The organism is Streptomyces sp. NPDC037126 (genome assembly GCF_055605965.1).
Genome location: NZ_JBVJTD010000014.1, coordinates 233,908 through 258,473 on the forward strand (window position 1 = coordinate 233,908; position 24,566 = coordinate 258,473).

Genomic DNA, 24,566 nt, shown 5'->3' on the forward strand with positions numbered 1-24,566 from the left:
GCTACGGCTCGACCACGACCTCCTGGGCGGCGGCCGTCTCCCCGGCCACGAGCCTCGCGTCGACCGGCACGTTCCGCTTCACCAGGGCCAGGGCCACCGGGCCCAGCTCGTGATGGCGCACCGACGTCGTCACGAAGCCGATCTTGCGGCCGTCGGGGCCCTCGTCGGCGAGGCGGATGCCGGTGCCGGCCGCCGGGAGGTGGACCTCACTGCCGTCCAGGTGGAGGAAGACCAGACGGCGCGGCGGCTTGCCCAGGTTCTGGACGCGGGCCACGGTCTCCTGCCCCCGGTAGCAGCCCTTCTGCAGGTGCACCGCCGTGCCGATCCAGCCCAGCTCGTGCGGGATGGTGCGGTGATCGGTCTCGAAGCCGAGGCGGGGGCGGTGGTGCTCGACGCGCAGCGCCTCGTAGGCGAGGAGCCCCACGGCCGGGCCGTGCGCGGCCGCGAAGGACTCCAGGTCGGCACGCGGCAGGAAGAGGTCACGGCCGTGCGCCGTCTCGCGTACGACGACGCCCTCGGGGACCTCGGCGATCGAACCGGCGGGCAGGTGGACCACCGCGAAGTCGGCGGTGCGGTCGGCGGTCTCCACCCGGTAGAAGAACTTCATCGACTCCAGGTACGCGAGCAGCGCGTCCTGGGTGCCGGGCTCCACGTGCGCCCAGACCGTCGTGCCGTCGTCCACCAGGTACAGGGCGTGCTCGATGTGGCCGTGCGCGGACAGGATCAGCGCCTCGGTGGCCTCGCCGACGGGCAGGTCGCTGACGTGCTGGGTGAGCAGCAGGTGCAGCCAGCCGAGACGGTCCTCGCCGGTGACGGTGACGACGCCGCGGTGCGAGAGGTCGACGAATCCGGCGCCGTCGGCGAGGGCGCGCTGCTCACGGAACAGTTCGCCGTAGTGGGCGGCGACACCTTCGTCCACGCCCTCGGCGGGGACGGCGCCGGGCAGGGACAGCAGGGGGCTCTTCATATGATCAAGCCTACGACGTGGTCGTCGGACTCTTCGGCGAACAGTCCTTGCAGCGGCCGAAGATCGCGAAGTGCTTCATGTCGGTGTCGAAGCCGAACTGCTGCCGCAGCTTGGCCGTGAACTCGGCGGCCACGGCCACGTCGGCCTCGATGACGTTGTCGCAGTCGCGGCACACCAGGTGCAGATGGTGGTGCCGATCGGCGAGGTGGTACGTCGGCGCGCCGTGGCCGAGGTGGGCGTGGCTGACCAGGCCCAGTTCCTCCAGCAGCTCCAGCGTGCGGTAGACGGTGGAAATGTTGACCCCCGACGCCGTCTTCCTCACTTCCACGAGGATGTCGTCGGGGGTCGCGTGCTCAAGGGTGTCCACGGCTTCGAGGACAAGCTGCCGCTGCGGCGTCAGCCGGTAGCCGCGCTGCCTGAGGTCGCTCTTCCAGTCGGTGCTCACCACACCGGAAAGTCTAGGACTACTTGAAGAAGGCGATGCCGTCGTCGGGCATGTCGTCGGGGAGGGCCTTGGCCCAGCGCTCGACGTCCTCCGGGGTGACGACCTTCTTCAGGTGGGCCGACATGTAGGGGCGCAGCTCGACCTCGGGGGTTTGCTTCTCGCCGACCCACATCAGGTCGCTCTTGACGTACCCGTAGAGGCGCTTGCCGCCGGAGTACGGCTGCGAGGCGGCCGTCCGGGCGACGGCGTCCGTCACGAGGTCGATCTGGGGCTTCTTGTCGGCCATCGAGCCGTACCAGATCTCCACCGTGCCGTCGTCACGGGTCATCGTGACCTCGACCTTGCGGTCGGCGTCGATCCGCCAGAAGCCGGACTCCGACTCCAGCGGGCGGACCTTGTTGCCGTCGTTGTCCAGCACCCACGTGTGGGAGTGGTACTCCAGGAAGTCCCGGCCGTCGTGGCCGAAGGTGACCTCCTGCCCGAAGTTGCACTTCTCCGAGCCGGGGAAGTCGTGCACGCCCGCGCCGGCCCAGTTGCCGAGCAGGAAGGCGAGCGGGACGAGGTCCTTGTGCAGGTCGGACGGGATCTCGATCATGAGCGGAGCTTTCCTGGGTGGGGGGTCAGCGCTGGCCCTGGTACAGCTTCTTCACGGTCAGGTAGGCGAAGGCGAGCACGCCGACGCAGACCAGGACCAGCAGGGTTTCGAAGAAGATCTCCACGGGTGCTCCTTGAGCGAGGGTGGGCATACGACAGAGCCGGGGCCCAGCTTACGCGGCCGGGCCCCGGCCCTCTTTCCGAGGTGGGCCTCAGCCGAGCAGCTGCTCCTGGAGCACGACCGTCTGCTGGAACGGCACCTCCCGGGCACCGCCCTTGCGGGACTGCACCACGAGTCCGACGACGTCCCCGGCCACGATGTAGGCCTGCGGTACGTGTTCGGCGCCGTACGGCTTGGGTTCGACGTAGGCGTAGTGCAGCACGTTCGGGACCTGGGCGCGCTCGGGGAACCGCTCGTCCAGCAGCGAGCGGGGCGCCCCGCGCAGCAGGTCGGCCGTCAGGTCGTAGCCCGAGAACTCGTCCTGCTGGACCTCCCCGGCGATCAGGCCGGTGTCGAACTGCAGCAGGTAGATGCGGGTACGGGTGCCGTCCGGCATGGTCCAGCCGCGGGCGGCGACGTGCCGGAGGCCGCGGTCGGTGAGCACACCGGCCAGCTTCTCCCGGTCGTCCTTGGAGGCGTACTCGTCGAGGAAGACCTTGGGCCGCACCCAGCCGTGGCCCCCCGCGAGCGCCTTGTCCGCCGTGGCGCCCTACCCGATCCCGGCGACGACCGCGGCGGCCAGCACACCGGCACCGGCGATCCTGCCTACTGAGCTCTTCACAGCCGGGCCACCTGCCGCTCGGCCAGGTCCATGATCTTCTCCTTGGCGATCGGCCTGGTGTCGGTGACCCAGACCTCCATGACGATGTCGCCGCGCGACGCCTGGGCCTCGGCCTGGTACTCCGGCAGGTAGCCGGGCTCGCTCCGGGGCGTGTGGTGCACGTACGCCATGCCGTCGCCGGCGCCCGGCACCGGCCAGCTGCTGGTGTTCGGACGCCGTCCCGACCAGTACTGCTGGTTCTCCACGCGCTGGGCGGCGGCCGCCTTCGTCTCCTGGCGGTACTGCACGAGCCGTATCTCGACGCTGTACGTACCGCCGACCCGCCAGCCGACGACGGCGGCGCGGCGGAACTCGTCCGTCAGCAGCTGGGAGAAGGCGTCGGTGGGCCTGTCGAAGGTGTCCGCGTAGTCGGCGACGTCCATCCAGCCGCCGGCCCCGGTGACGAAGTCCCCGTCCCGGGCACCGCGCGGCCGCTTCAGCAGCAGCTTGCGCAGGTCGCCGTCCGTCGTCACCCGGTGGTCCTCGGCGGCCGACAGGGGCGCCACGTCCCCCTTCGCCTGGCGGACGACCGGCTGGGAGAGGGAGGGCAGCCGCGTGGGCGGACGGCCGGCCTGTACGACGTATCCGGCACAGGTGCCCGCGACGACGCCGAGGACCGCGGCGCCCGCGACCAGACCGGCGGTGCGGCCGCGTCGTCGCCGGGCCGGGGGCGCGGAGGCGTCCGGTTCCGCTGCCCACGGCGTTTCCAGTACTTCCAAGATGTCTCCCTGCAGAACGGGAAGCGCGGACTCCGTCGCCCGAGCGCACAGGAGACTCATGGCATGTCCATGGAGTTGTAGGGGGACGGATTACGATTCGGACATGGCGAAGAAGCTCGTGATCAAGGTGACGGCCGGGGCCGATGCCCCCGAACGCTGCTCGCAGGCGTTCACGGTGGCCGCGGTGGCCGTGGCCAGTGGGGTGGACGTCTCGCTGTGGCTCACCGGGGAGTCGTCCTGGTTCGCGCTGCCCGGACGGGCCGCGGAGTTCGAACTGCCGCACGCGGCCCCGCTGCCCGACCTGATCGACTCGATCCTCGCGGCCGGCCGCGTCACGCTGTGCACGCAGTGCGCGGCCCGGCGGGAGATCACCGAGAAGGACGTCCTCGAGGGCGTGCGGATCGCGGGCGCGCAGGTGTTCGTCCAGGAGGCGCTGGCGGACGGCACCCAGGCGCTCGTGTACTGAGTCCCCTCACGAGCGCGGCGGTTTCTTGCCGTCCAGCTCGTCCCACCACTCGTCGGACTGCGGGTCCCCGGACGGATCGTCCCACCAACGGTCCTCCGGGCCCCGCCGGTTGGCGATCATCGCGGCGACCGGCGGGATCACCATGGCCACGATGCACATGCCGACGGCCGCGGGGACCGACCAGATGCGCACGACGCCCCACGCCAGGACGAACAGTCCGACACAGACCGCCATCATGGCGAAGTAAACGTGACGCCGCCGTGCGTACATGCCTCCAGAGTAGGTCCGACCCCCCGGTTCGGCGCCGCGACGACGGGGGCCTGAACGGGCCGCGGGGCGGGGCCTGTCACAAGTGATCGACAATCCGTCCGGCCGCGCGCCGGACGGGGTTACCGTGGCGTACGCCGAACCGCACGTCGAACGACAACGCCGACCCGGGGGAACACCACATGCGCGCCCTGCGAATACTCCTGATCCTCGTCGTGATCCTGGGCGGCCTGTTCGTGATCGTGGACCGGGTCGCGGTGCACTTCGCCGAGGGCGAGGCGGCGGACAAGCTGAAGGCCACGGAGAACCTGGCGTCGACGCCGGACGTGAACATCAAGGGGTTCCCGTTCCTCACCCAGGTCGCGGGCGGTTCCCTGGACGACGTCGAGGTCGGGATCAAGAACTACGAGGCGGCCACCGGCACCGCCGGCCGGACCATCAGGATCGACGACCTGAAGGCCGACATGAAGGGCGTCGAGTTCTCCGGCGACTACAGCTCCGCCACCGCCTCCAGCGCCACCGGGACCGCCACCATCTCGTACGCCGAACTGCTGAGGACCGCCAAGTCCGAGCCGACCGCGGTGGCCCCGGGGATCACGGCCCGCGTGGTGGGCCTGTCCGACGGCGGCAACGGCAAGATCAAGGTCGCGGTGGAGGGCACCGTCCCCCGCCTCGGGATCAAGCAGACCGTGTCCGTGCTCAGCACGGTGACCGTCGCGAACGACAAGGTCGAGGTCCACGCCGACTCCCTGCCCAAGCTGGGGGCCGCCGCGATCGCCGACGACCGCATCCGCCAGATCACCGACTTCCAGCAGGCCATCGACCGGCTGCCCGGCGGCATCAAGCTGGACAGGGTGGAGGCCGCGAAGGACGGCGTGGAGATCACCGTCAAGGGTTCGGACGTCAAGCTGGCGGGGTAGACGACCTCCCGGCGGCGACCGCCGGTGGACCACTCGTCCGATGGGCGAGACGGTCGCGTCCGCGACAGGGACGCGGAGTGTCGCACGAGCGCCCGGAGGCTGCGCGGCAGCCGCCCGGGCGCGTTTCATATCCCAGCATCCGGACGATCGCGTCTCGTCATGTGACACACCGGTGACACGCCCGCCCGGACGTCCCTACGATCGACGGCATGAAGCGACAGGCGGATCTCACGAAGCGGCGGGCAGTGGACCTGTGCCGCGTTGCCGCCATGCTCTGTCGCCCCTTCTGAGCGAAAGTCCCCGACTTCCGCATTTCACCCCTCGCCCTGCTGGAAGGGCACCTGTGCGCTGCCCGCACCCCGGGCGCGCGCCCCCTCACACTCGCACGCCCCGCCGCGACTGCCCCGGAGGAGAAGAGCATGAGCCGCAGCGACGTCCTGGTCGACGCCGACTGGCTCCAGGATCACCTGGACGACTCGACCATCGCGATCGTCGAGGTGGACGAGGACACGTCCGCCTACGAGAAGAACCACATCAAGAACGCGATCCGCATCGACTGGACCAAGGACCTCCAGGACCCGGTCCGCCGTGACTTCATCGACCAGGAGGGCTTCGAGAAGCTCCTGTCGAAGAAGGGCATCGCCAACGACACGCTGGTGATCCTCTACGGCGGCAACAACAACTGGTTCGCGTCGTACGCCTATTGGTACTTCAAGCTGTACGGCCACGAGAACGTCAAGCTCCTCGACGGCGGCCGCAAGAAGTGGGAGCTGGACGCCCGCGAGCTGGTCGACGGCTCCGACGTGCCCGAGCGCGCCTCGACCGACTACAAGGCCAAGCCGCAGGACACCTCGATCCGCGCCTTCCGCGACGACGTCGTCGCCGCGATCGGCGCCCAGAACCTGGTCGACGTCCGCTCGCCCGACGAGTTCTCCGGCAAGCTGCTCGCCCCGGCCCACCTGCCGCAGGAGCAGTCGCAGCGTCCGGGCCACGTCCCGACCGCCAGCAACATCCCGTGGTCGAAGAACGCCAACGACGACGGCACCTTCAAGTCGGACGACGCGCTCAAGGAGCTCTACGCCGCCGAGGACGTGGACCTCGCCAAGGACACGATCGCCTACTGCCGCATCGGTGAGCGCTCGGCCCTGACCTGGTTCGTGCTGCACGAGCTGCTCGGCGTGCAGAACGTCAAGAACTACGACGGCTCCTGGACCGAGTACGGCTCCCTCGTCGGCGTGCCGATCGAGCTCGGCGCCGGCAAGTAAGGCAACAGGTATCCATCCCGACCGGCCTTCCGGTCAGACCCTTCTGGAGAAGTACATGTGTGGAGCGAAGGCCGGCGGCCCGGACGCCTCGACGATCAAGCCCGGTGAGACGACGATCCAGGGCCAGGTGACCCGGGACGGCGAGCCGGTGACGGGCTACGTCCGTCTGCTGGACTCGACCGGCGAGTTCACCGCGGAGGTTCCGACCTCGGCGACCGGACAGTTCCGTTTCTACGCGGCCGAGGGCACGTGGACCGTCCGGGCGCTGGTGCCGGGCGGCTCCGCCGACCGCACGGTCGTCGCCCAGCAGGGCGGCCTCGCGGAGGTCGCCATCGCGGTCTGAGCGGTCGCGTGACGGACTGAAGGGCCGTATCCCCGGGGTTGGACGCCGGTGGGGATACGGCCCTTCGGTCTGCCGTCATGGCGGGGTGCCCGGCCCGCCGGTCACGACGGACCGCACCCGACGGGCCGTCGGGCACCCCCACGGGGGCTAGCCCAGCGCGCGCCCCAGCACCCACACGACCGGGGCCGCGGCCGACAGCGGCAGCGCCACGCCCGCCGTGAAGTGCACGAACCGCGACGGGTAGTCGTAGGCGGCCACCCGGTGGCCGATCAGCGCGCAGGCTCCGGCGGCCGCGCCGAGCAGCGCGCCCTTCGTGCCGAAGCCCGTCATGCCGCCCACGGCGATGCCCGCGCCCGCCGCGGCGAGCACCGAGACGACGACCGATGCCGGGGTGGGCAGCGGCAGCGCACGCGCCAGGACGGCCACGGCCACCGCGGCCGCGCCGACGGAGGCCGCGTGCGGCTGGGCGCCCAGGTACCCGGTGGCCAGGACCGTCAGGGCCGCGGAGACGACCGTCGCCATGAGGCCGTACATGCGCTCGTCCGGTGAGGCGTGCGAGCGCAGCTGGAGGACCAGGGACAGCAGCACCCACACCCCGAGCGGGCCGAGGATCGCGGCAGGCGCGTGCGCGCGGCCCGCGGCCAGGACCGACGCGTCGGCCGCCAGGCCGCCCGCGAAGGCGAGCGCGATGCCCTGCCTCGCCGGCCACATGCCGTTCAGCCGGAACCAGCCGGCGGCCGTCACCGCCTGGAGCAGCACGAGCGGGACGACGAGGGCGTAGGAGCCGATGCCCGCCGTCGCGGCCAGCAGCAGGCCGAGCAGCGCGGTGAGCGCCGCCGACTGCATGCCGGGCTCGATGATCGGCGAACGGCCCTCCAGGCGCGCCCGCTGAGCGTCGGTGATCCGGGCGTTGCCGCCGAGGGTGGCGGGACCGTAGCCGGGCCCGGCCTCCCCTTCGGACGCCGGGGCCTGGACCGGCGCCGCCGCCGACGCGGGCGCGGGCTGCGCCTGCATCTCCGGCTCCGGCTGCGACTGGGCGTACGGCTGCTCCGTGAACCGCTGCTGAGGCTGCTGGTACTGCTGGTACGCCTGCTGCTGGGGCTGCTGCGGCTGCTGGAACCCCTGCTGCTGGTAGCCCTCCTGCTGAGGGTGCTGCTGGTACGCCTGCTGCGGCTGCTGGTACGGCTGCTGCTGCTGCGGGTACGCCGTCTCCGCCGACTGCACCGGTGCGTGCGTCTGGGTGTCCCAGGTCTGCCCCTGCCACTGCTGCGTGTGCCCCGGGTCGTAGCCGGGCTGCGCGTGGGGGTCGTGTCCGGCCCAGTCCTGCGGGGCACCCTGCTGCTGGTAGGCGTCGTAGCCCTGGTAGGGGCCGCCCTCGTACGGCTGGTCGCTCATCGGCTCATCCTCCTGCGAACGGCGGGAGCACCTCGACCGTGCCGCCCTCGGCCAGCCGTACCGTCTCATGCGGGCGGGTGCCGACGGGGTCGCCGTCGAGGAGGAAGGAGCATCGCTGCAGCACGCGCGTCAGCTCACCGGGATGTCGCGCGCGTACGGCGGCCAGCGCGTCGGCGAGGGTGTCCCCGTCGTACGGCTCCTCGGCGACCCCGGCCGCGGCCTTGGCGGCGGCCCAGTAGCGCACCGTGACCTTGGGCATCTGGTTCCTCAATCGGCGGCAAAGAGTAGGAACGGACGCTGCCAGGCTAAGGCACCCCCGAGCCGCCCCGGCCACCTGCGCCGTCCCGGCCGTCGAACGGTGCCCGTTGATCACCCGTGGCGTGGAGCCCGCTCTCCCGCGCCCCGGTCGCGCGGCGCGCGGCAGCTCACGAAGCGGCGCCGGGACGGGGGCGGCTGACGGCCCAGTCCCCTATCCGGGCCAGCAGGGCGTCGTCCGCCGCGTTCTCCGCGTGGCCCATGCCGGGTTCCAGCCACAGTTCCGCGTGACCGCCGGCCGCCTCGGCGAGCATGCGGGGGTGGTCGAGCGGGAAGTAGCCGTCGCGGTCGCCGTGCACGATGAGCAGCGGGGCCGGGGCGATCCTCGGCACCGACTCGACCGGGGAGAGCGGCACCGGGTCCCAGTCGCGGTGGTGGATGCGCGTGCGCAGGCCGTAGCGGCCGACCAGGCGGCCCTCGGGGCGGGTGACCAGCCAGTGCAGGCGGCGCATGGGGGCGGTGCCCCGGTAGTACCAGCGGGCCGGCGCGCTGACCGCGACCACCGCGTCGACCGTGCCGGGGCGCAGCGCCGCGTGCCGCAGGACCACCGAGCCGCCCATGGAGAAGCCGACGGTCACCACGCGCCGGTGCCCGGGGCCGCGGGCCCACTCGACGGCGGCGTCGAGGTCGAGCACCTCCTTGTCGCCGACCGTGGAGCGGCCGCCGGAGCGGCCGTGGCCCCGGAAGGAGAAGGTGACGACCGGGCCGTAACGGGCGAGCACGCCCGCCACCCTTCGTACGTGCGGACGGTCCACGTCCCCGGTGAAGCCGTGGGCGATCACGAACACCAGGTCGCCCGAGGGTGTCCGGGAGGGGTCCGGACCGCCTTCGTATACGACGGGACCCGGTTCGTATACGGAATCGATCGGAATGCCGTCGGCCGTGCGCAGGAACGTCCGGACAGGCCCCCGTCTGCCCGTCTCGCGATTCGGACGAACGGTGGAACGCGCCACATGACCTGCCGCACGGTTGCTCATGTGGGCTATTCTGCTGGGCAGAGGACTCGGGCAGCGCAGCCCCCGGGTCCTTTTGTGCTTTCGGAAGCGTTGTATACGAAACGGGAAACCTCAGGTGACCGTGGGTGTACGGGGCCTTCGGGATCGCAGAGCAGTGCCGCACCGCCCGCCGGGACCGAGGAGGAACCAGACGTATGAGTTCTCTGCTGCTCCTGACCAACGCCCTCCAGCCGTCGACGGAGGTGCTCCCCGCCCTGGGCCTGCTGCTGCACAACGTGCGGGTCGCCCCGGCGGAGGGTCCGGCCCTCGTCGACACCCCGGGCGCCGACGTCATCCTCGTCGACGGCCGCCGCGACCTGCCTCAGGTGCGCAGCCTGTGCCAGCTGCTGCGCTCCACCGGCCCCGGCTGTCCCCTGCTCCTCGTCGTCACCGAGGGCGGCCTCGCCGCCGTCACCGCGGACTGGGGCATCGACGACGTCCTGCTCGACACCGCGGGCCCGGCCGAGGTCGAGGCGCGACTGCGGCTCGCCATGGGCCGTCAGCAGATCGTCAACGACGACTCCCCGATGGAGATCCGCAACGGCGACCTCTCCGTGGACGAGGCCACCTACTCGGCGAAGCTCAAGGGCCGGGTCCTCGACCTCACCTTCAAGGAGTTCGAGCTGCTGAAGTACCTCGCCCAGCACCCGGGCCGGGTCTTCACCCGCGCCCAGCTGCTGCAGGAGGTGTGGGGCTACGACTACTTCGGCGGCACCCGCACGGTCGACGTGCACGTGCGGCGGCTGCGCGCCAAGCTCGGCCCGGAGCACGAGTCGCTGATCGGCACCGTACGGAACGTCGGTTATCGATTCGTTACCCCCGAGAAGGGCGACCGCGCCACCGAGGACGCCAAGGCTAAGGCGGACCGGGCAAAGGCGGGCGATTCAGACACACCCGGCGTGCTGGGCGACGCCGAGATCCACGCGGACGCCTAGATTCCCGCGCCACGCGTGAAAGGCGCTCGCGCGGGGCATTGCTCCCGCACATCCAAGCGGCGATACGCCCTGCCCAGAGCGGGTCAATCCGCGTAGACTCCGCGCGTGGCCAAGGTGACTCGGGATGATGTGGCACGGCTGGCTGGAACCTCCACCGCCGTCGTCAGTTATGTCATCAACAACGGACCCCGGCCGGTCGCCCCGGCCACGCGCGAGCGTGTCCTCGCCGCGATCAAGGAACTGGGGTACCGCCCCGACCGCGTCGCGCAGGCGATGGCCTCGCGCCGCACGGACCTCATAGGGCTGATCATCCCGGACGCCCGCCAGCCGTTCTTCGGCGAGATGGCGCACGCGGTCGAACAGGCCGCCTCCGAGCGCGGGAAGATGGTCCTCGTCGGCAACACCGATTACATCGGCGAACGCGAGGTCCACTATCTGCGCGCCTTCCTCGGCATGCGCGTCTCCGGGCTGATCCTCGTCAGCCACGCCCTGAACGACCTCGCGGCCGCCGAGATCGACGCCTGGGACGCCCGGGTGGTGCTGCTGCACGAGCGCCCCGAGGCCATCGACGACGTGGCCGTGGTGACCGACGACCTCGGCGGTGCCCAGCTCGCCGTGCGCCACCTGCTGGAGCACGGCTACGACTACGTCGCCTGCATGGGAGGCACGGCGGAGACGCCGGCCGTCGGCGACCCGGTCTCCGACCACGTCGAGGGCTGGAAGCGGGCCATGGCCGAGGCGGGCCTCAGCACCGAGGGCCGGCTGTTCGAGGCGCCGTACAACCGCTACGACGCCTACCGCGTGGCCCTGGAGGTCCTCTCCCGCCCCGACCGGCCGCCGGCGGTCTTCTGCTCCACCGACGACCAGGCGATCGGCGTGCTGCGGGCCGCGCGCGAGCTGCGCCTCGACGTGCCCGGGGAGCTGGCCGTCGCCGGCTTCGACGACATCAAGGAGGCCGCCCTCGCCGACCCGCCGCTGACCACGGTCGCCTCGGACCGCTCGGCGATGGCCCGTGCGGCGGTCGACCTGGTGCTGGACGACGGGCTGCGGGTGGCCGGGTCGCGGCGGGAGCGGCTGAAGACGTTCCCCTCCCGGCTGGTGGTGCGCACCTCCTGCGGCTGCGGGGTCTGACGGCTTCGTGAGAGGCGGCTGAGAGCGGGTCCCGGCCCGCCGGAAGCGCCTTTATATCGGGCAAACGAGGTTCTGCCGGGCTTCTCAGCAAGCACTCAGGAAGCTCTCATGGTCACGGGGGACCCTTCTTGTCATGACCGAGAGCATCCGCCGCAGCGGCGAGTACGAGTACGACGACGCCCAGGGCGCGTACGGCGAACCCCAGGGTGCGTACGCCCAGCAGTACAGCTACTCCGCTCCCGTGAACCCCGTGTGGCCGCCCCCGCCGCCGTACGAGCCTGCGGCGGCGACGAGCGCGGTGCCGCCGGCGCCCGAGCCCGGGAAGAAGCGCCCCCGGGGTCCGGTCGCCCTCCTCGCGGCGGTCGCGATCGTCGCGGCGGCGGTCGGCGGCGGCACGGCGTACGCCTTCCAGGAGCTGACCGGCAAGGACACGGTCGCCGCCGGCACCAGCACCGCCGTGGTGCCGTCGAGCAAGAAGGGCGACGTCGCCGCGATCGCCGCCGCGGTCACCCCGAGCGTGGTCGAGATCAACGCGACCCTCAGCGACGGCTCCTCCACCGGCTCCGGTGTGGTCATCTCCTCCGGCGGCGAGGTCGTCACCAACAACCACGTCATCGCCGGCGCGCAGTCGATCAAGGTGCGCACCAGCGACGGCAAGAGCTACGCCGCCGACGTCGTCGGCACCGACAGCTCCAAGGACCTCGCGCTGATCAAGCTGAAGGGCGCCTCGGGCCTCAGGACCGCGGCCCTCGGCAACTCCAGTGGTGTCCAGGTCGGTGACACGGTCGTCGCGATCGGCTCCCCCGAGGGCCTGACCGGCACCGTCACCAGCGGCATCGTCTCCGCGCTCAACCGGGACGTGACCGTCTCCACCGAACAGGGCCAGGGGCAGGGCCAGGGCGGTGACGGCCAGTGGCCGTTCCAGTTCGGCGGCCGCCAGTTCAACGGCGACACCGGTTCGTCCACGACGACGTACAAGGCCATCCAGACCGACGCGTCCCTGAACCCCGGCAACTCCGGCGGCGCCCTGATCGACGCCGGCGGCAACATCATCGGCATCAACTCCGCGATGTACTCCTCGAGCCAGCAGTCCTCCTCGTCCTCGGACGCGGGCAGCATCGGCCTCGGCTTCGCGATCCCCGTCAACACGGTCAAGTCCGATCTGGCCAAGCTCCGCTCGGGCTCGCAGAGTTAGAAGGGAACACGTCATGATCCGGAAGTTCTCGCACCAGCCCGCGGGCCGCGGCCCGGCCGACGTCACCATCGCCCTCGGGATCGCCGAGGCCCTGCACACACCGCCCGCCCCCCGCGCCCCGGAGATCATCCCGGCGCCGGTCCCCCAGCTGATGGGCCTGCGCACCTCCGCCGACCGTCCGCACCGCCGCAAGGTCCCGCTGCGCCGCCTGACCACGATGGGCAGCCTCGCGGTCCTGGGCGCCTGACCCACGCCCGCCGGGCACCCCGCCCCCGCCACCCGGACGCGCCGGGCTCGCGGTCCCACCGCACCGCGGACCCCACCGGGCGCCAGGCCCCTGCCCCTCCCACCCCGCACGGCGCCGCACGTGCCCGGCGGCTCCCCGACGTGGCAGGCTGAGAAGCACCCGACCCTGGCACGCCCACCGACCGCACCCCGAGGAATCGCGAGCATGAGCCCCGCCGAAGGCGACCGTGACACCCAGCGCATCCTGATCGTCGACGACGAGCCGGCCGTACGCGAGGCGCTGCAGCGCAGCCTCGCCTTCGAGGGGTACGAGACCGAGGTCGCCGTCGACGGCGCGGACGCGCTGGACAAGGCCACGGCCTACCGGCCGGACCTGGTCGTCCTGGACATCCAGATGCCCCGCATGGACGGCCTGACGGCGGCCCGCCGCATCCGCGGTGCGGGGGACACCACCCCGATCCTCATGCTCACCGCCCGCGACACCGTGGGCGACCGGGTGACCGGCCTGGACGCGGGCGCCGACGACTACCTGGTCAAGCCCTTCGAACTGGACGAGCTGTTCGCCCGGATCCGGGCCCTGCTGCGGCGCAGCTCCTACGCCGCGGCCATCTCCCCCGAGGCCCAGGAGGACGAGGCCCTCACCTTCGGCGACCTGCGCATGGACCTCGCCACCCGTGAGGTCACGCGCGGCGGCCGGCACGTCGAACTCACCCGCACCGAGTTCACGCTCCTGGAGATGTTCATGGCACACCCGCGCCAGGTGCTGACCCGCGAGCAGATCCTCAAGGCCGTCTGGGGCTTCGACTTCGAGCCCTCCTCCAACTCCCTCGACGTCTACGTCATGTACCTGCGCCGCAAGACCGAGGCCGGCGGCGAGCCCCGCCTCGTCCACACCGTGCGGGGCGTCGGGTACGTCCTGCGCCAGGGCGGCGCCGAGTGAACAAGCTCGTACGGCGCTACCGCACGCTGCCGATCCGGGCCCGGCTGGCGATGCTGGTCGCGGCGGCCGTGGCGTTCGCGGTCGCGGCGGTGTCGGTGACCTGCTGGTTCATCGTCCAGGGGAAGCTGTACGACCAGGTCGACAACGACCTGCAGAAGTCGTCGCCGCGCCCCGTGGACCGGAACGCGATCTACGCCCTGCTCACCACGTGCCTGCAGAAGCCGACGGAGCCCGGCTACGGCAGCGGCCTGCGCACGCACGACAGCTTCTACTCACAGCTGGTCAAGGCGGACGGCACGCCCTGCGTCCTGCCGGACTCCGCCGGCACCGTGAAGACCACGTCCGCCGACCGGGTCGTCGTCAGGAACGCGGGCAACCACAGCGGCGGCATCCTCCGCAACGGCACGGACACCAGCGGCAACGACGTGCGGGTGCTGACCATGCCGCTGGTGGCCGAGACGGACGTGGGTCCGCAGGTGTTCCCCGGCGCGGCCCTGATGATCGCCGTCCCCCTGAAGAACACCGAGAAGACCCTCAACGACCTCGCGCTCATCCTGCTCCTGGTGTCCGGCGTCGGTGTCGTGGGCGCCGGCGCGGCGGGCCTCGCCGTGGCCCGTGCGGGTCTGCGCCCGGTGGACAAGCTCACCGAGGCCGTGGAGCACGTGGCCCGCACGGAGGACCTGACCATCCGCATCCCCGTGGAGGAGGACAGCGAGGACGAGGTGGCCCGGCTGTCCCGGTCCTTCAACTCCATGACGGGCTCGCTGGCCAACTCCCGTGAGCTGCAGCAGCAGCTCATCGCGGACGCCGGCCACGAACTGCGCACCCCGCTCACCTCCCTGCGCACCAACATCGAACTCCTCACCCGCAGCGAGGAGACGGGCCGCCCGCTGCCGCCGGAGGACCGCAAGGCGCTCCTCGACTCGGTGAAGGCGCAGATGACGGAACTGGCGTCCCTCATCGGCGATCTGCAGGAGCTCTCCCGCTCCGAGGGCCAGCGCGGCGAGCGCGTCCAGGTGGTGTCCTTCCAGGACACCGTCGAGGCCGCCCTGCGCCGGGCCCGCCTGCGCGGCCGCGAGCTGACGATCACGGCGGACCTGGAGCCCTGGTTCGTCCGGGCGGAGCCCTCCGCGCTGGAACGGGCGGTCGTCAACGTCCTCGACAACGCGGTCAAGTTCAGCCCCGAGGGCGGCGCGGTCGAGGTGCGGCTGAGCGAGGGCGTCCTCACCGTCCGCGACCACGGCCGCGGCATCCCCGAGGACGAACTCCCGCACGTCTTCGACCGCTTCTGGCGCTCCCCCAGCGCCCGCGCCCTCCCCGGCTCCGGCCTCGGCCTGTCCATCGTCGCGCGCACCGTCCAGCAGGCGGGCGGCGAGGTCACCCTGACGCGCGCCCCGGACGGCGGCACCGTGGCGACCGTGCGCCTCCCGGGCGCCCCGACGGCCCCGCCGGAGCCGGTCGACGACCAGCCGTAGCCGCCGGAGAAGGCGCCTGCTCCGGTGGCCCGGTAACGGGTTTGAGGCGCCTCTTCTCCTCCTTCCGTGAATTTCGCCGATAAACTCTCCGCCAGCATCACTCAACGGCGATACAAGGCTCCGACGTGGGGCTTTCCACCCATCTCGTCCGCAGGTCGGTAAAAGACGAATTCCACCGGAGACTCGATTAAATACCGCCGCACACAATTCGCGGGGAAATTGCGGAACCGAAGTGTCCTTCACCCGGGTTTGACCGGTCGGCTGCCGTAGTCTCTACGCATGAGCAGCGACGACGCCGTACGGGCCTTCTCCTCCCGCTCCATCGAGACCTACTCCGCGCTCGGTCCGGACCAGGCCGAAGCCGTGCTGGCACTGCTCGGCGAGGCCGCCCGGGTCGACGGACAGCAACCGGTGTCCGAGCAGGGCCGGCTGCAGCTGCGCGGCGGCGCCCGCGCGGGCGTCACGCACCTGCTGCTGTCCGTCGACGGCCAACTCGTCGGCTACGCCCAGCTGGAGGACACCGACCCGGTGGAGGCCCCGGCCGCCGAACTCGTCGTCCACCCCGCGCAGCGCGGGCACGGGCACGGCCGGGCGCTCGGCGCGGCCCTGCTCGCCGCCTCCGGCAAGCGCCTGCGGGTGTGGGCGCACGGCGGCCACTCCGCCGCCCGCCACCTCGCCCAGGTGCTGGGGCTGACCCTGTTCCGCGAACTGCGCCAGATGCGGCGCTCGTTGACGGACCTGGAGCTGCCCGACCCGGTGCTGCCGGAGGGCGTGAGCGTGCGCAACTTCGTGCCCGGCAAGGACGACGCGGCCTGGCTCGCGGTCAACTCCGCCGCGTTCGCCCACCACCCCGAGCAGGGCTCGCTGACCCAGCGGGACCTCGACGACCGCAAGTCCCAGCCGTGGTTCGACCCGGCCGGGTTCTTCCTGGCCGAGCGACGCGGCGAGTTGGCCGGCTTCCACTGGACCAAGGTGCACGCCGAGGAGGGCCTGGGCGAGGTCTACGTGCTCGGTGTCCGCCCCGGCGAGCAGGGCGGCGGCCTCGGCAAGTCCCTCACCACGATCGGCCTGCGCCATCTCGCCGGGCAGGGGCTGCCGACCGCGATGCTCTACGTCGACGCCGACAACAAGGCGGCCGTGTCGGTGTACGAACGGCTCGGGTTCACGACGTACGAGACGGACCTCATGTACCGCACCGAGACGTGACAAGGACCCGACACCCGTGAGGGCCCCGGCCGGGCCGGCCGGGGCCCTCTCCCGTGCCTCCTGCGCGGCGGCCGCACGGTGGCTGCCGCCCCCGGGGGTGGCCCGGACCGACCGAAGGGCGTACGGTCCCGTACGAAATCCGTCGCTTTCGCGACGCAAACCCCCGGGGGCCGCCCCTCGCTATCCCGCACGTCATGTCTTCGTAACCATCGATTCAGACGAGCTTGCGACGCTCGGCCAATGAAGCCCGCCGTGCCAGAGCCTTCGCCGCCCCCCGAGGGGCCCGCGGAAAACGGGGCCGTGACGCTCCCGCCCGCACGTTCCGACGCGCCTGTGATGCCCGCCGCGCGGAAGAATGGGTTCATGAGTCAGCAAGACGCCCAGGCAGAGATCAAGCACATCCAGCCCGACGTGGGCTCCATAGCCGCGCACCGCTCGCGGACCGTCGCCGGCTCGGTCTCCGACCTGGAGCCCGACCTCGACGCCGACCTCGACGCGTACGACGAGATGAAGGCCGGCGGCACCCCCCTGCCGCAGGGGCGCTTCCTCGACCGGGAACGCAGCTGGCTCGCGTTCAACGAGCGGGTCCTGGAGCTGGCCGAGGACCCGAACACGCCGCTGCTGGAGCGCGCCAACTTCCTCGCGATCTTCGCCAGCAACCTGGACGAGTTCTTCATGGTCCGGGTGGCCGGCCTGAAGCGCCGCATCGCCACCGGCGTGGCGACGCGCTCCGCCTCCGGGCTGCAGCCCCGCGAGGTGCTGGAGATGATCTGGGCCCGCTCGCGCGAGCTGATGGCCCGGCACGCCGCCTGCTACCACGAGGACGTCGCCCCCGCGCTCGCGGAGGAGGGCATCCACCTGGTCCGCTGGAGCGAGCTGACCGACAAGGAGCAGGCCCGCCTGTTCACGCTCTTCCGGCACCAGATCTTCCCGGTCCTCACCCCGCTGGCGGTGGACCCCGCGCACCCGTTCCCGTACATCTCCGGCCTGTCCCTGAACCTGGCCGTCGTCGTGCGCAACCCGGTCAGCGGCCACAAGCACTTCGCGCGCGTGAAGGTGCCCCCGCTGCTGTCCCGCTTCCTGGAGAGCAGCCCCGGCCGCTACGTCCCCGTCGAGGACGTGATCGCCGCGCACCTGGAGGAGCTGTTCCCGGGCATGGAGGTGCTGGAGCACCACGCCTTCCGCCTCACCCGCAACGAGGACCTCGAGGTCGAGGAGGACGACGCCGAGAACCTCCTGCAGGCCCTGGAGAAGGAGCTCATGCGGCGCCGCTTCGGCCCGCCGGTGCGCCTGGAGGTCGAGGAGTCCATCGACCGCGAGGTGCTGGACCTGCTGGTCCGCGAGCTGAAGATCTCCGAGGCCGAGGTCTACCCGCTGCCCGGCCCGCTGGACCTCACCGGTCTCTTCCGCATCCACGGCCTGGACCGGCCGGACCTGAAGTACCCGAAGTTCGTCGCGGGCACCCACCGTGACCTCGCCGAGGTCGAGTCGGCGTCGGCGCCCGACATCTTCGCCGCCCTGCGCCAGCGGGACGTGCTGCTGCACCACCCGTACGACTCCTTCTCCACCTCCGTGCAGGCCTTCCTGCAGCAGGCCGCCGACGACCCGGACGTCCTCGCGATCAAGCAGACCCTGTACCGCACCTCCGGCGACTCCCCGATCGTCGACGCGCTCATAGACGCCGCCGAGTCCGGCAAGCAGGTCCTGGTCCTGGTGGAGATCAAGGCCCGCTTCGACGAGCACGCCAACATCAAGTGGGCGAAGAAGCTGGAGGAGGCCGGCTGCCACGTCGTCTACGGACTGGTCGGCCTGAAGACGCACTGCAAGCTGTCGCTGGTGGTCCGCCAGGAGGGCGAGACCCTGCGCCGCTACAGCCACGTCGGCACCGGCAACTACCACCCGAAGACCGCCCGGCTCTACGAGGACCTCGGCCTGCTCACCGCCGACCCGCAGGTCGGCGCGGACCTCTCCGACCTGTTCAACCGGCTGTCGGGCTACTCGCGCCGCGAGACCTACCGCCGGCTGCTGGTGGCCCCCAAGTCGCTGCGCGACGGCCTTGTCTCGCGGATCGACAAGGAGGCCCAGCACCACCGCGCGGGCCGTCCTGCCTTCATCCGCATCAAGGTCAACTCGATGGTCGACGAGGCGGTCATCGACGCGCTCTACCGGGCCTCCCAGGCGGGCGTACCGGTCGACGTCTGGGTGCGCGGCATCTGCGCGATCCGCCCCGGCGTCACGGGTCTGTCGGAGAACATCCGGGTGCGCTCCGTCCTCGGCCGCTTCCTCGAGCACTCCCGCGTGTTCGCCTTCGGCAACGGCGGCGAGCCCGAGGTGTGGATCGGCAGCGCCGACATGATGCACCGCAACCTCGACCGCCGGATAGAGGCCCTGGTCCGGGTCGTCGACCCCGGCCACCGGGCGTCCCTGAACCGGCTGCTCGACACCGGCATGTCCGACACCACCGCCTCCTGGCACCTCGGCGCCGACGGCGAGTGGACCCGGCACGCGACCGACGCGGACGGACAGCCCCTGCGCAACGTCCAGGAGATGCTCATAGACGCCCGGAGGCGCCGGCGTGGCACAGCAACACCTTGACCCGACGGACCCCACGGCCGGGGTGGTGACCGGGGACGCCCTCGCGGGCTACCTGCGCGCCCAGGCCACGGAGTTCCTCCGCGCCCTGCGCCTGCACCGGGAGACCGGGGGCAACGGGGGCTCCCCCGCGCGAGCGAGCGCGGGGGGGAACGGCGCGAAGGAGTCCGTCGACGCGGCCGGCGCCCTGCGGCGCTCGGCCCGCCGCATCAGCGGCAGCCTGCACACCTTCCGCCCCCTGCTGGACCCCGACTGGTCGGAGGAGATGCGGCCCGAGCTGGCCTGGCTGTCCGGCACCCTCGGCCTCGAACACTCCTACGAGGCCCGGCTGGAACGGCTGCTGCTGGCCCTGCACCGGCTGTCCGGGGCCTCGGTGTTCCCCGCCCAGGCCGTCGACGGCGCGGCGGGGCTGGAGAGCGCCGGCGGCCCGGCCGGCGCCACGGCCGTCCTGGAACGCGGCAACCTCACGGTCGGCGCCGCGAAGGCCGGCGCGTTGCTCGAACGACAGCTGACCCTGGCCCGGACCCGCGCCCACTCGACCGCCCTCCAGGCCCTCGGCTCCTCCCGCTTCCACGCCGTCGCCGACAAGCTCGCCGTGCTCGCCAGCGAGGTGCTGCTCACCCCGGCGGCCCCCACCACCGGCCTCCGCCCCCTCGCGGCCGCGGCGGAGGAGCGCCTCACGGACGCCGTCGCGGCGCTGCCCCTGGTCACTGCCGGCCACCCCTACAACGCCGAGGCCCTGGTCCACGGCCTGTCCCCCGACCCGTCCCCGCACCCCCAGGACGGCCCCTGGCACCAGGTCCGCCTGCTGCTGCGCCTGCACCGGTACGCCAGGGAGGTGCTCCACGGCGGCAACGCCCCCGTGGACGTCCGGCTGCTGGCCGCGGGCCAGGCACTGAACCGGCACCGGGACGCCTCGGAGGCGGCCGCGGCGGCCGCCCAGGCGGCCCGCACGCCCAGGATCGCCCCGGCGACGGCGTACGCGCTCGGCGTCCTCCACGCCGACCAGCGGCACGAGGTGGAGGCGGCCAGGTTCGCGTTCCAGCAGGCGTGGCAGAAGGCGACGGTGGAGGCGGTGTGAACGACACCCTGGTCCGGGCGGCGGGCTGCGTCCTGTGGCGCCGCTCCCCGGTGGACGGCGCCCTGGAGATCTGCCTGGTCCACCGGCCGAAGTACGACGACTGGTCCCACCCGAAGGGCAAGCTCAAGCGCGGCGAGGACCCGCTCGCCGGGGCCCTGCGGGAGGTCGCGGAGGAGACCGGGTACGGGGCCAGGCCCGGCGCCGAGCTGCCGACCATGCGCTACCTCGCGAACGGCCGCCCCAAGCAGGTGCGCTACTGGGCGGCCGAGGCCGCGGCCGGCCGCTTCACGCCTAACGACGAGGTGGACCGCATCCTCTGGCTGTCCCCCGTCGCGGCCCGCGCCCGCCTCACCCAGCCCCGCGACCGGGAGTTGGTGGACGCGCTGTTCCGCCCGGCCGGGCACCTGTAGCGACCGGGCTACGGCCCGTCCGTGTGCCCGCTCGCGTCCGCGCGGGCCTGGCTGCGCGCCCGCCGGGCCGGCCCGCGCCAGCCGCAGCTGCAGCGGGCCACGCAGAAGCGGCCCTGTTCCGTCGTCGTCGTGAGATGTTCCTGCCCCTGCCCGGCTCGCGCCGGCCCGTCCTGCTGCGCCACACCGACAACGTTACCCAGTGCGGCCCCAAGCGTTCGTGTGCGCCTTCCCAGGCTTCGGCAGCGCGTGACGACAGTCCCCTACCCGTCGTTAACCGGGCGACAGGGTTCCCGTGACGGACGTACCGGCTGGGGGTAGGCAGGCGATGGATCGGCGGGAGCGCAGGCACGCGGGCAGGACGGTCGTGGCGGTGGGCATCATGCTCGGGCTCGGGGCGACCGGCACGGGCTGTTCCGGCACCGGTGCCGCCGCCGAGGACGTGAAGGGCGGCGCGGGCGACCCGGTCGCCACCCTCACCCGGGCCGCCGGCGCCCTGCTCGGCGCCGGCAGCTCGAAGGCCAGCACCTCCATGGAGATGGCGACCGGCGGCACCCTGGTCACCATCCGCGGCCGGGGCGTCTACGACTACCGGCACCACCTCGGACAGCTCACCGTCGTCCTGCCCGAGGACCCGGCGGGCGCCTCCGAGCACCGGCCCATCACGGAACTCCTCGCGCCGGGCGCGCTGTTCATGAAGAACCGGGGGGCCGGTGTGCCCACCGACAAGTGGGTGCGCGTGGAGACCGCCTCGCTCTCCGACGGCAACCTGGTCACCGGCGGCGCGACCGACCCGTACGCGGCGGCCGAGGTGCTGCGCGGGACCCGGGGGGCGGTCTACGTCGGCCGGACCGAGGTCGGCGGGATCCCGGTGCGGCACTACCGGGGGACCGCGGACCTGGGCCGCGCCGCCCGCTACGCCTCCGCGGACGTCAGGCAGTCCCTGGCGGCCGCGGCGAAAGGGTTCGCCACGGTCGAGGTCCCGTTCGACGTCTACCTCGACGACCAGGGCCGCATCCGCAAGCTCAGGCAGCGCTTCAGCTTCGTCAACGGCCGGCAGAAGACCCCGGTGGCGGTCGCCTCCACCCTGCTGCTGTACGACTTCGGCGCCCCCGCCGACGTGCGCCTGCCGCGCTCCCGGGACATCTACGCGGGCCGCATCGCCGAGGACGACGGCGGGGACGACCGCGGCGACGAGGCCTGAAACCGGCCGGGCACTAGTCCGGGACGCCACCCCGTAAGTAGCCCGTCCGTGCCATGCGCGGCGTGTAGACCGCTGCCTACTCTAGGAAGTCGGTGACGGCAGGGAAGAGGTGAGGCAGGTGGCTCCGGTCGGCGGCACGGCGGTTCAGGACCACGTGGCCCTCGCCGAGATCGAGCTGTGCGGCGAGCTGATCATCGCGGCCTCGGCCGCCGAGGACCGGCTCAGCCTGGAGAGCATCGACGAGGTGCTGCGGGTGGCCGAGGAGCGGGACGCCTGAGCCCTCAGGTCCGCAGCAGCCGGCCGATCGCCTTCGTCGCCTCGTCCACCTTCGCCTCGATCTCCTCGCCGCCCTTGAGGGCCGCGTCGGCCACGCAGTGGCGCAGGTGCTCCTCCAGCAGCTGGAGCGCGAAGGACTGCAGCGCCTTGGTGGACGCGGAGACCTGGGTGAGTATGTCGATGCAGTAGGTGTCCTCGTCGACCATCCGCTGCAGACCGCGGATCTGCCCCTCGATCCGGCGCAGTCGCTTGAGGTGCTCGTCCTTCTGCTCGTGGTAGCCGTGCGTGGCGCCGGCCTCGGTCGTCGTCATCGCGGGCCTCCATCTCGGGACGGGCTGTGGACACGATCGCGGTACATACCCCTAGTGGGTATATGGTACCGAACATCGCGGGGTATGTGGCCCTTGGTACGCCCCCCTGATGATCACTTTGCCCGATGGGCGACACTGGGGTGCGGCCCGATAGCCGTGGCCGGATGATGCGCCTAGCATCAGCCTGACCGAAACCGAAGCACCCCGAGGACCCCACGTGCGCTTTCGTCTGACCCCCAGGGAGACGAGCTTTTACGACATGTTCGCCGCATCCGCGGACAACATCGTCACCGGCTCGAAACTCCTGATGGAACTGCTCGGGGCGGACTCCTCCGCCCGGGCCGAGATCGCGGAGCGGATGCGGGCAGCGGAACACGCAGGCGACGACGCCACGCACGCGATCTTCCACCAGCTGAACTCCTCGTTCATCACGCCGTTCGACCGCGAGGACATCTACGCCCTCGCCGGCTCGCTCGACGACATCATGGACTTCATGGAGGAGGCCGTCGACCTGGTCGTCCTCTACAACGTCGAGGAGCTGCCGAAGGGCGTCGAGCAGCAGATCGAGGTGCTCGCCAGGGCGGCCGAGCTGACCGCGGAGGCCATGCCGAACCTCCGCACCCTGGACAACCTCACCGAGTACTGGATCGAGGTCAACCGGCTGGAGAACCAGGCGGACCAGATCCACCGCAAGCTGCTCGCCCAGCTCTTCAACGGCAAGTACGACGCGATCGAGGTGCTCAAGCTCAAGCAGATCGTGGACGTCCTGGAAGAGGCGGCGGACGCGTTCGAGCACGTGGCGAACACGGTGGAGACCATCGCCGTCAAGGAGTCCTGAGACTTCGATGGCCACCTTCGCCCTGGTCGTGACCATCGCGGTCGCGCTCTTCTTCACGTACACGAACGGTTTCCACGACTCGGCGAACGCCATCGCCACGTCGGTGTCCACGCGGGCGCTGACCCCGCGGGCGGCCCTGGCCATGGCGGCGGTGATGAACCTCGCCGGCGCCTTCCTGGGCTCCGGGGTCGCCAAGACCGTCAGCGAGGGCCTGATCGAGACGCCCTCCGGCGCCACCGGCATGGGGATCCTCTTCGCGGCGCTGATCGGCGCCATCACCTGGAACCTGGTCACCTGGTACTTCGGCCTGCCCTCGTCCTCCTCCCACGCGCTGTTCGGCGGCCTGGTCGGCGCGGCACTCGCGGGCGGCACGGCGGTGCACTGGAACGGCGTGATCGACAAGATCATCATCCCGATGTTCCTGTCCCCCGTGGTGGGCCTCATCGTCGGCTACCTGGTGATGCTGGCGATCATGTGGCTCTTCCGCCGGGCCAACCCGCACAAGGCCAAGCGGGGCTTCCGCATGGCGCAGACGGTCTCCGCGGCCGGCATGGCCCTCGGCCACGGTCTCCAGGACGCCCAGAAGACCATGGGTGTCGTGGTCATGGCCCTGGTGATCTCCGGCCACGAGACCTTCGGCGACCCGATCCCGGTCTGGGTCAAGATCGTCTCGGCGCTGATGCTGTCCCTCGGCACGTACGCGGGCGGCTGGCGCATCATGCGCACCCTCGGCCGCAAGATCATCGAGCTGGACCCGCCGCAGGGCTTCGCCGCGGAGGCCACCGGCGCGTCGATCATGTTCGGTACGGCGTACCTCTTCAAGGCGCCGATCTCCACGACCCATGTGATCACCTCCGCGATCATGGGCGTGGGCGCCACCAAGCGCGTCAACGCGGTCCGCTGGGGCGTCGCCAAGAACATCGTCCTCGGCTGGTTCATCACGATGCCGGCAGCGGCCCTGGTGGCCGCGGCGGCCTTCGGAGTGGTGAACCTGACGGTCCTCTGACCCCCCTCCCACCCCACCCCGCCCACCCACCTCGCCACCGGCCGAGAGGGTGGGCGCGCCATTTCCCCACACCCCTTTTCAGCCACGGGGCATCCCTCACCCGACGAAGCCGGGACGCCCCCTCATCCCTCGCCCCTAGGCCGACGAGCCGGGGGGGCAGCGGCCCTTGATCTCGCCTCCCCGCCGACCGCGCCAGGCGGGCGTGCCAGGC

At 71.7% G+C, this 24,566-nt stretch carries 30 protein-coding genes; 19 read left to right on the forward strand and 11 right to left on the reverse strand.

Features of this window, described 5'->3' with window-relative positions; translation table 11 throughout:
- Position 1: 1 nt before the first annotated feature.
- The 5 genes from ygfZ to ACZ7FF_RS28405 all read right to left on the reverse strand — a co-directional run bounded on the left by ygfZ (position 2) and on the right by ACZ7FF_RS28405 (position 3,546).
- Positions 2-967 carry a CAF17-like 4Fe-4S cluster assembly/insertion protein YgfZ gene (ygfZ, locus tag ACZ7FF_RS28385; RefSeq protein WP_470815466.1) on the reverse strand — a complete coding sequence of 322 codons (966 nt, stop codon included), beginning with the start codon at positions 965-967 and terminating at the stop codon, positions 2-4.
- Between the two features lie 10 nt (positions 968-977).
- On the reverse strand, positions 978-1,415 hold the full coding sequence (locus ACZ7FF_RS28390) for a Fur family transcriptional regulator (RefSeq protein WP_470815468.1): 438 nt from the start codon (positions 1,413-1,415) through the stop codon (positions 978-980).
- Between the two features lie 16 nt (positions 1,416-1,431).
- Positions 1,432-2,007: a heme-binding beta-barrel domain-containing protein gene (locus ACZ7FF_RS28395; protein WP_470815469.1), complete on the reverse strand. Its 576-nt coding sequence runs from the start codon at positions 2,005-2,007 to the stop codon at positions 1,432-1,434.
- Positions 2,008-2,218: 211 nt separating this feature from the next.
- Positions 2,219-2,674 carry a hypothetical protein gene (locus ACZ7FF_RS28400; RefSeq protein ID WP_470815471.1) on the reverse strand — a complete coding sequence of 152 codons (456 nt, stop codon included), beginning with the start codon at positions 2,672-2,674 and terminating at the stop codon, positions 2,219-2,221.
- A 110-nt stretch (positions 2,675-2,784) separates the two neighbouring features.
- Positions 2,785-3,546 carry a hypothetical protein gene (locus ACZ7FF_RS28405; protein WP_470815473.1) on the reverse strand — a complete coding sequence of 254 codons (762 nt, stop codon included), beginning with the start codon at positions 3,544-3,546 and terminating at the stop codon, positions 2,785-2,787.
- Between the two features lie 103 nt (positions 3,547-3,649).
- On the opposite strand from ACZ7FF_RS28405, the gene ACZ7FF_RS28410 reads away from it, so the two are divergent.
- Positions 3,650-4,012, forward strand: coding sequence for a DsrE family protein (locus ACZ7FF_RS28410; protein WP_470815475.1), 363 nt, complete (start codon positions 3,650-3,652; stop codon positions 4,010-4,012).
- Positions 4,013-4,018: 6 nt separating this feature from the next.
- On the opposite strand, the gene ACZ7FF_RS28415 is transcribed toward ACZ7FF_RS28410, so the two are convergent.
- Positions 4,019-4,282, reverse strand: a complete 264-nt coding sequence (locus tag ACZ7FF_RS28415) for a DUF3099 domain-containing protein (protein ID WP_470815477.1) — start codon at positions 4,280-4,282, stop codon at positions 4,019-4,021.
- 179 nt (positions 4,283-4,461) lie between these two features.
- Here ACZ7FF_RS28415 and ACZ7FF_RS28420 point away from each other — a divergent pair, with 179 nt between their 5' ends.
- The 4 genes from ACZ7FF_RS28420 (at position 4,462) to ACZ7FF_RS28435 (ending at position 6,807) form a co-directional block, all read left to right on the forward strand.
- Positions 4,462-5,199 (forward strand): LmeA family phospholipid-binding protein, encoded by a 738-nt coding sequence (locus ACZ7FF_RS28420; RefSeq protein WP_470815478.1) that lies wholly within the window; start codon positions 4,462-4,464, stop codon positions 5,197-5,199.
- A gap of 209 nt (positions 5,200-5,408) precedes the next feature.
- Entirely contained in the window at positions 5,409-5,489 is an 81-nt protein-coding gene (locus tag ACZ7FF_RS28425; RefSeq protein WP_350751515.1) for an Ms5788A family Cys-rich leader peptide, read from the forward strand.
- Positions 5,490-5,618: 129 nt separating this feature from the next.
- Positions 5,619-6,464 carry a sulfurtransferase gene (locus tag ACZ7FF_RS28430; RefSeq protein WP_470815480.1) on the forward strand — a complete coding sequence of 282 codons (846 nt, stop codon included), beginning with the start codon at positions 5,619-5,621 and terminating at the stop codon, positions 6,462-6,464.
- Positions 6,465-6,519: 55 nt separating this feature from the next.
- On the forward strand, positions 6,520-6,807 hold the full coding sequence (locus ACZ7FF_RS28435) for a DUF1416 domain-containing protein (protein ID WP_006139129.1): 288 nt from the start codon (positions 6,520-6,522) through the stop codon (positions 6,805-6,807).
- Positions 6,808-6,954: 147 nt separating this feature from the next.
- Here the strand turns inward: ACZ7FF_RS28435 and ACZ7FF_RS28440 are convergent, their stop codons facing one another.
- The 3 genes from ACZ7FF_RS28440 to ACZ7FF_RS28450 form a co-directional block, all read right to left on the reverse strand.
- The gene (locus ACZ7FF_RS28440) at positions 6,955-8,202 is read right to left on the reverse strand and encodes a hypothetical protein (protein WP_470815482.1); all 1,248 of its coding nucleotides are present in this window, start codon (positions 8,200-8,202) and stop codon (positions 6,955-6,957) included.
- Positions 8,203-8,206: 4 nt separating this feature from the next.
- Positions 8,207-8,461, reverse strand: a complete 255-nt coding sequence (locus ACZ7FF_RS28445; RefSeq protein WP_470815483.1) for a MoaD/ThiS family protein — start codon at positions 8,459-8,461, stop codon at positions 8,207-8,209.
- A 166-nt stretch (positions 8,462-8,627) separates the two neighbouring features.
- Positions 8,628-9,494 carry an alpha/beta hydrolase gene (locus tag ACZ7FF_RS28450; protein ID WP_470815484.1) on the reverse strand — a complete coding sequence of 289 codons (867 nt, stop codon included), beginning with the start codon at positions 9,492-9,494 and terminating at the stop codon, positions 8,628-8,630.
- Between the two features lie 173 nt (positions 9,495-9,667).
- Between ACZ7FF_RS28450 and ACZ7FF_RS28455 the strand changes: the two genes are divergently transcribed.
- The 10 genes from ACZ7FF_RS28455 to ACZ7FF_RS28500 all read left to right on the forward strand — a co-directional run bounded on the left by ACZ7FF_RS28455 (position 9,668) and on the right by ACZ7FF_RS28500 (position 20,723).
- On the forward strand, positions 9,668-10,447 hold the full coding sequence (locus ACZ7FF_RS28455; protein ID WP_470815486.1) for a winged helix-turn-helix transcriptional regulator: 780 nt from the start codon (positions 9,668-9,670) through the stop codon (positions 10,445-10,447).
- A 105-nt stretch (positions 10,448-10,552) separates the two neighbouring features.
- A complete protein-coding gene (locus ACZ7FF_RS28460; protein ID WP_470815488.1) occupies positions 10,553-11,578 on the forward strand; it encodes a LacI family DNA-binding transcriptional regulator in 1,026 nt (341 codons plus the stop codon).
- 133 nt (positions 11,579-11,711) lie between these two features.
- On the forward strand, positions 11,712-12,773 hold the full coding sequence (locus ACZ7FF_RS28465; RefSeq protein ID WP_470815490.1) for a S1C family serine protease: 1,062 nt from the start codon (positions 11,712-11,714) through the stop codon (positions 12,771-12,773).
- A gap of 13 nt (positions 12,774-12,786) precedes the next feature.
- The gene (locus ACZ7FF_RS28470; protein ID WP_470815492.1) at positions 12,787-13,020 is read left to right on the forward strand and encodes a hypothetical protein; all 234 of its coding nucleotides are present in this window, start codon (positions 12,787-12,789) and stop codon (positions 13,018-13,020) included.
- A gap of 204 nt (positions 13,021-13,224) precedes the next feature.
- Positions 13,225-13,959 carry a response regulator transcription factor gene (locus ACZ7FF_RS28475; RefSeq protein WP_470815493.1) on the forward strand — a complete coding sequence of 245 codons (735 nt, stop codon included), beginning with the start codon at positions 13,225-13,227 and terminating at the stop codon, positions 13,957-13,959.
- The gene (locus ACZ7FF_RS28480) at positions 13,956-15,434 is read left to right on the forward strand and encodes a HAMP domain-containing sensor histidine kinase (protein ID WP_470815495.1); all 1,479 of its coding nucleotides are present in this window, start codon (positions 13,956-13,958) and stop codon (positions 15,432-15,434) included. Before ACZ7FF_RS28475 ends, ACZ7FF_RS28480 begins: the two co-directional genes overlap by 4 nt.
- Before the next feature lie 279 nt (positions 15,435-15,713).
- Positions 15,714-16,640 (forward strand): mycothiol synthase, encoded by a 927-nt coding sequence (mshD, locus tag ACZ7FF_RS28485; RefSeq protein WP_470815496.1) that lies wholly within the window; start codon positions 15,714-15,716, stop codon positions 16,638-16,640.
- Between the two features lie 240 nt (positions 16,641-16,880).
- Complete coding sequence (locus tag ACZ7FF_RS28490; RefSeq protein WP_470815498.1) at positions 16,881-19,235, forward strand: RNA degradosome polyphosphate kinase; 2,355 nt, start codon at positions 16,881-16,883, stop codon at positions 19,233-19,235.
- Positions 19,216-20,313 (forward strand): CHAD domain-containing protein, encoded by a 1,098-nt coding sequence (locus tag ACZ7FF_RS28495; protein ID WP_470815500.1) that lies wholly within the window; start codon positions 19,216-19,218, stop codon positions 20,311-20,313. Before ACZ7FF_RS28490 ends, ACZ7FF_RS28495 begins: the two co-directional genes overlap by 20 nt.
- The gene (locus ACZ7FF_RS28500) at positions 20,310-20,723 is read left to right on the forward strand and encodes an NUDIX hydrolase (protein ID WP_470815502.1); all 414 of its coding nucleotides are present in this window, start codon (positions 20,310-20,312) and stop codon (positions 20,721-20,723) included. Before ACZ7FF_RS28495 ends, ACZ7FF_RS28500 begins: the two co-directional genes overlap by 4 nt.
- Before the next feature lie 8 nt (positions 20,724-20,731).
- Here the strand turns inward: ACZ7FF_RS28500 and ACZ7FF_RS28505 are convergent, their stop codons facing one another.
- The gene (locus ACZ7FF_RS28505; protein WP_470815504.1) at positions 20,732-20,905 is read right to left on the reverse strand and encodes a hypothetical protein; all 174 of its coding nucleotides are present in this window, start codon (positions 20,903-20,905) and stop codon (positions 20,732-20,734) included.
- 143 nt (positions 20,906-21,048) lie between these two features.
- Between ACZ7FF_RS28505 and ACZ7FF_RS28510 the strand changes: the two genes are divergently transcribed.
- Positions 21,049-21,924 (forward strand): SCO4651 family lipoprotein, encoded by an 876-nt coding sequence (locus ACZ7FF_RS28510; RefSeq protein WP_470815505.1) that lies wholly within the window; start codon positions 21,049-21,051, stop codon positions 21,922-21,924.
- A gap of 118 nt (positions 21,925-22,042) precedes the next feature.
- Entirely contained in the window at positions 22,043-22,201 is a 159-nt protein-coding gene (locus ACZ7FF_RS28515) for a hypothetical protein (RefSeq protein ID WP_452965091.1), read from the forward strand.
- 4 nt (positions 22,202-22,205) lie between these two features.
- Here the strand turns inward: ACZ7FF_RS28515 and ACZ7FF_RS28520 are convergent, their stop codons facing one another.
- Positions 22,206-22,511, reverse strand: a complete 306-nt coding sequence (locus ACZ7FF_RS28520; RefSeq protein WP_470815507.1) for a metal-sensitive transcriptional regulator — start codon at positions 22,509-22,511, stop codon at positions 22,206-22,208.
- Between the two features lie 217 nt (positions 22,512-22,728).
- On the opposite strand from ACZ7FF_RS28520, the gene ACZ7FF_RS28525 reads away from it, so the two are divergent.
- Both ACZ7FF_RS28525 and ACZ7FF_RS28530 read left to right on the forward strand, forming a co-directional pair.
- Positions 22,729-23,349, forward strand: a complete 621-nt coding sequence (locus tag ACZ7FF_RS28525) for a DUF47 domain-containing protein (protein WP_470815509.1) — start codon at positions 22,729-22,731, stop codon at positions 23,347-23,349.
- Positions 23,350-23,356: 7 nt separating this feature from the next.
- Positions 23,357-24,355, forward strand: coding sequence for an inorganic phosphate transporter (locus ACZ7FF_RS28530; RefSeq protein ID WP_470815511.1), 999 nt, complete (start codon positions 23,357-23,359; stop codon positions 24,353-24,355).
- Positions 24,356-24,566: the final 211 nt, after the last annotated feature.

Excerpts from the sequence above, each read along its gene's own strand:
- ygfZ (WP_470815466.1), bottom strand. The coding sequence starts at position 967 with ATGAAGAGCCCCCTGCTGTCCCTGCCCGGCGCCGTCCCCGCCGAGGGC.
- ACZ7FF_RS28395 (WP_470815469.1), bottom strand. The coding sequence starts at position 2,007 with ATGATCGAGATCCCGTCCGACCTGCACAAGGACCTCGTCCCGCTCGCC.
- ACZ7FF_RS28410 (WP_470815475.1), top strand. The coding sequence starts at position 3,650 with ATGGCGAAGAAGCTCGTGATCAAGGTGACGGCCGGGGCCGATGCCCCC.
- ACZ7FF_RS28415 (WP_470815477.1), bottom strand. The coding sequence starts at position 4,282 with ATGTACGCACGGCGGCGTCACGTTTACTTCGCCATGATGGCGGTCTGT.
- ACZ7FF_RS28420 (WP_470815478.1), top strand. The coding sequence starts at position 4,462 with ATGCGCGCCCTGCGAATACTCCTGATCCTCGTCGTGATCCTGGGCGGC.
- ACZ7FF_RS28425 (WP_350751515.1), top strand. The coding sequence starts at position 5,409 with ATGAAGCGACAGGCGGATCTCACGAAGCGGCGGGCAGTGGACCTGTGC.
- ACZ7FF_RS28430 (WP_470815480.1), top strand. The coding sequence starts at position 5,619 with ATGAGCCGCAGCGACGTCCTGGTCGACGCCGACTGGCTCCAGGATCAC.
- ACZ7FF_RS28435 (WP_006139129.1), top strand. The coding sequence starts at position 6,520 with ATGTGTGGAGCGAAGGCCGGCGGCCCGGACGCCTCGACGATCAAGCCC.
- ACZ7FF_RS28440 (WP_470815482.1), bottom strand. The coding sequence starts at position 8,202 with ATGAGCGACCAGCCGTACGAGGGCGGCCCCTACCAGGGCTACGACGCC.
- ACZ7FF_RS28445 (WP_470815483.1), bottom strand. The coding sequence starts at position 8,461 with ATGCCCAAGGTCACGGTGCGCTACTGGGCCGCCGCCAAGGCCGCGGCC.
- ACZ7FF_RS28450 (WP_470815484.1), bottom strand. The coding sequence starts at position 9,494 with ATGAGCAACCGTGCGGCAGGTCATGTGGCGCGTTCCACCGTTCGTCCG.
- ACZ7FF_RS28455 (WP_470815486.1), top strand. The coding sequence starts at position 9,668 with ATGAGTTCTCTGCTGCTCCTGACCAACGCCCTCCAGCCGTCGACGGAG.
- ACZ7FF_RS28465 (WP_470815490.1), top strand. The coding sequence starts at position 11,712 with ATGACCGAGAGCATCCGCCGCAGCGGCGAGTACGAGTACGACGACGCC.
- ACZ7FF_RS28470 (WP_470815492.1), top strand. The coding sequence starts at position 12,787 with ATGATCCGGAAGTTCTCGCACCAGCCCGCGGGCCGCGGCCCGGCCGAC.
- ACZ7FF_RS28475 (WP_470815493.1), top strand. The coding sequence starts at position 13,225 with ATGAGCCCCGCCGAAGGCGACCGTGACACCCAGCGCATCCTGATCGTC.
- mshD (WP_470815496.1), top strand. The coding sequence starts at position 15,714 with ATGAGCAGCGACGACGCCGTACGGGCCTTCTCCTCCCGCTCCATCGAG.
- ACZ7FF_RS28490 (WP_470815498.1), top strand. The coding sequence starts at position 16,881 with ATGAAGCCCGCCGTGCCAGAGCCTTCGCCGCCCCCCGAGGGGCCCGCG.
- ACZ7FF_RS28510 (WP_470815505.1), top strand. The coding sequence starts at position 21,049 with ATGGATCGGCGGGAGCGCAGGCACGCGGGCAGGACGGTCGTGGCGGTG.
- ACZ7FF_RS28520 (WP_470815507.1), bottom strand. The coding sequence starts at position 22,511 with ATGACGACGACCGAGGCCGGCGCCACGCACGGCTACCACGAGCAGAAG.
- ACZ7FF_RS28530 (WP_470815511.1), top strand. The coding sequence starts at position 23,357 with ATGGCCACCTTCGCCCTGGTCGTGACCATCGCGGTCGCGCTCTTCTTC.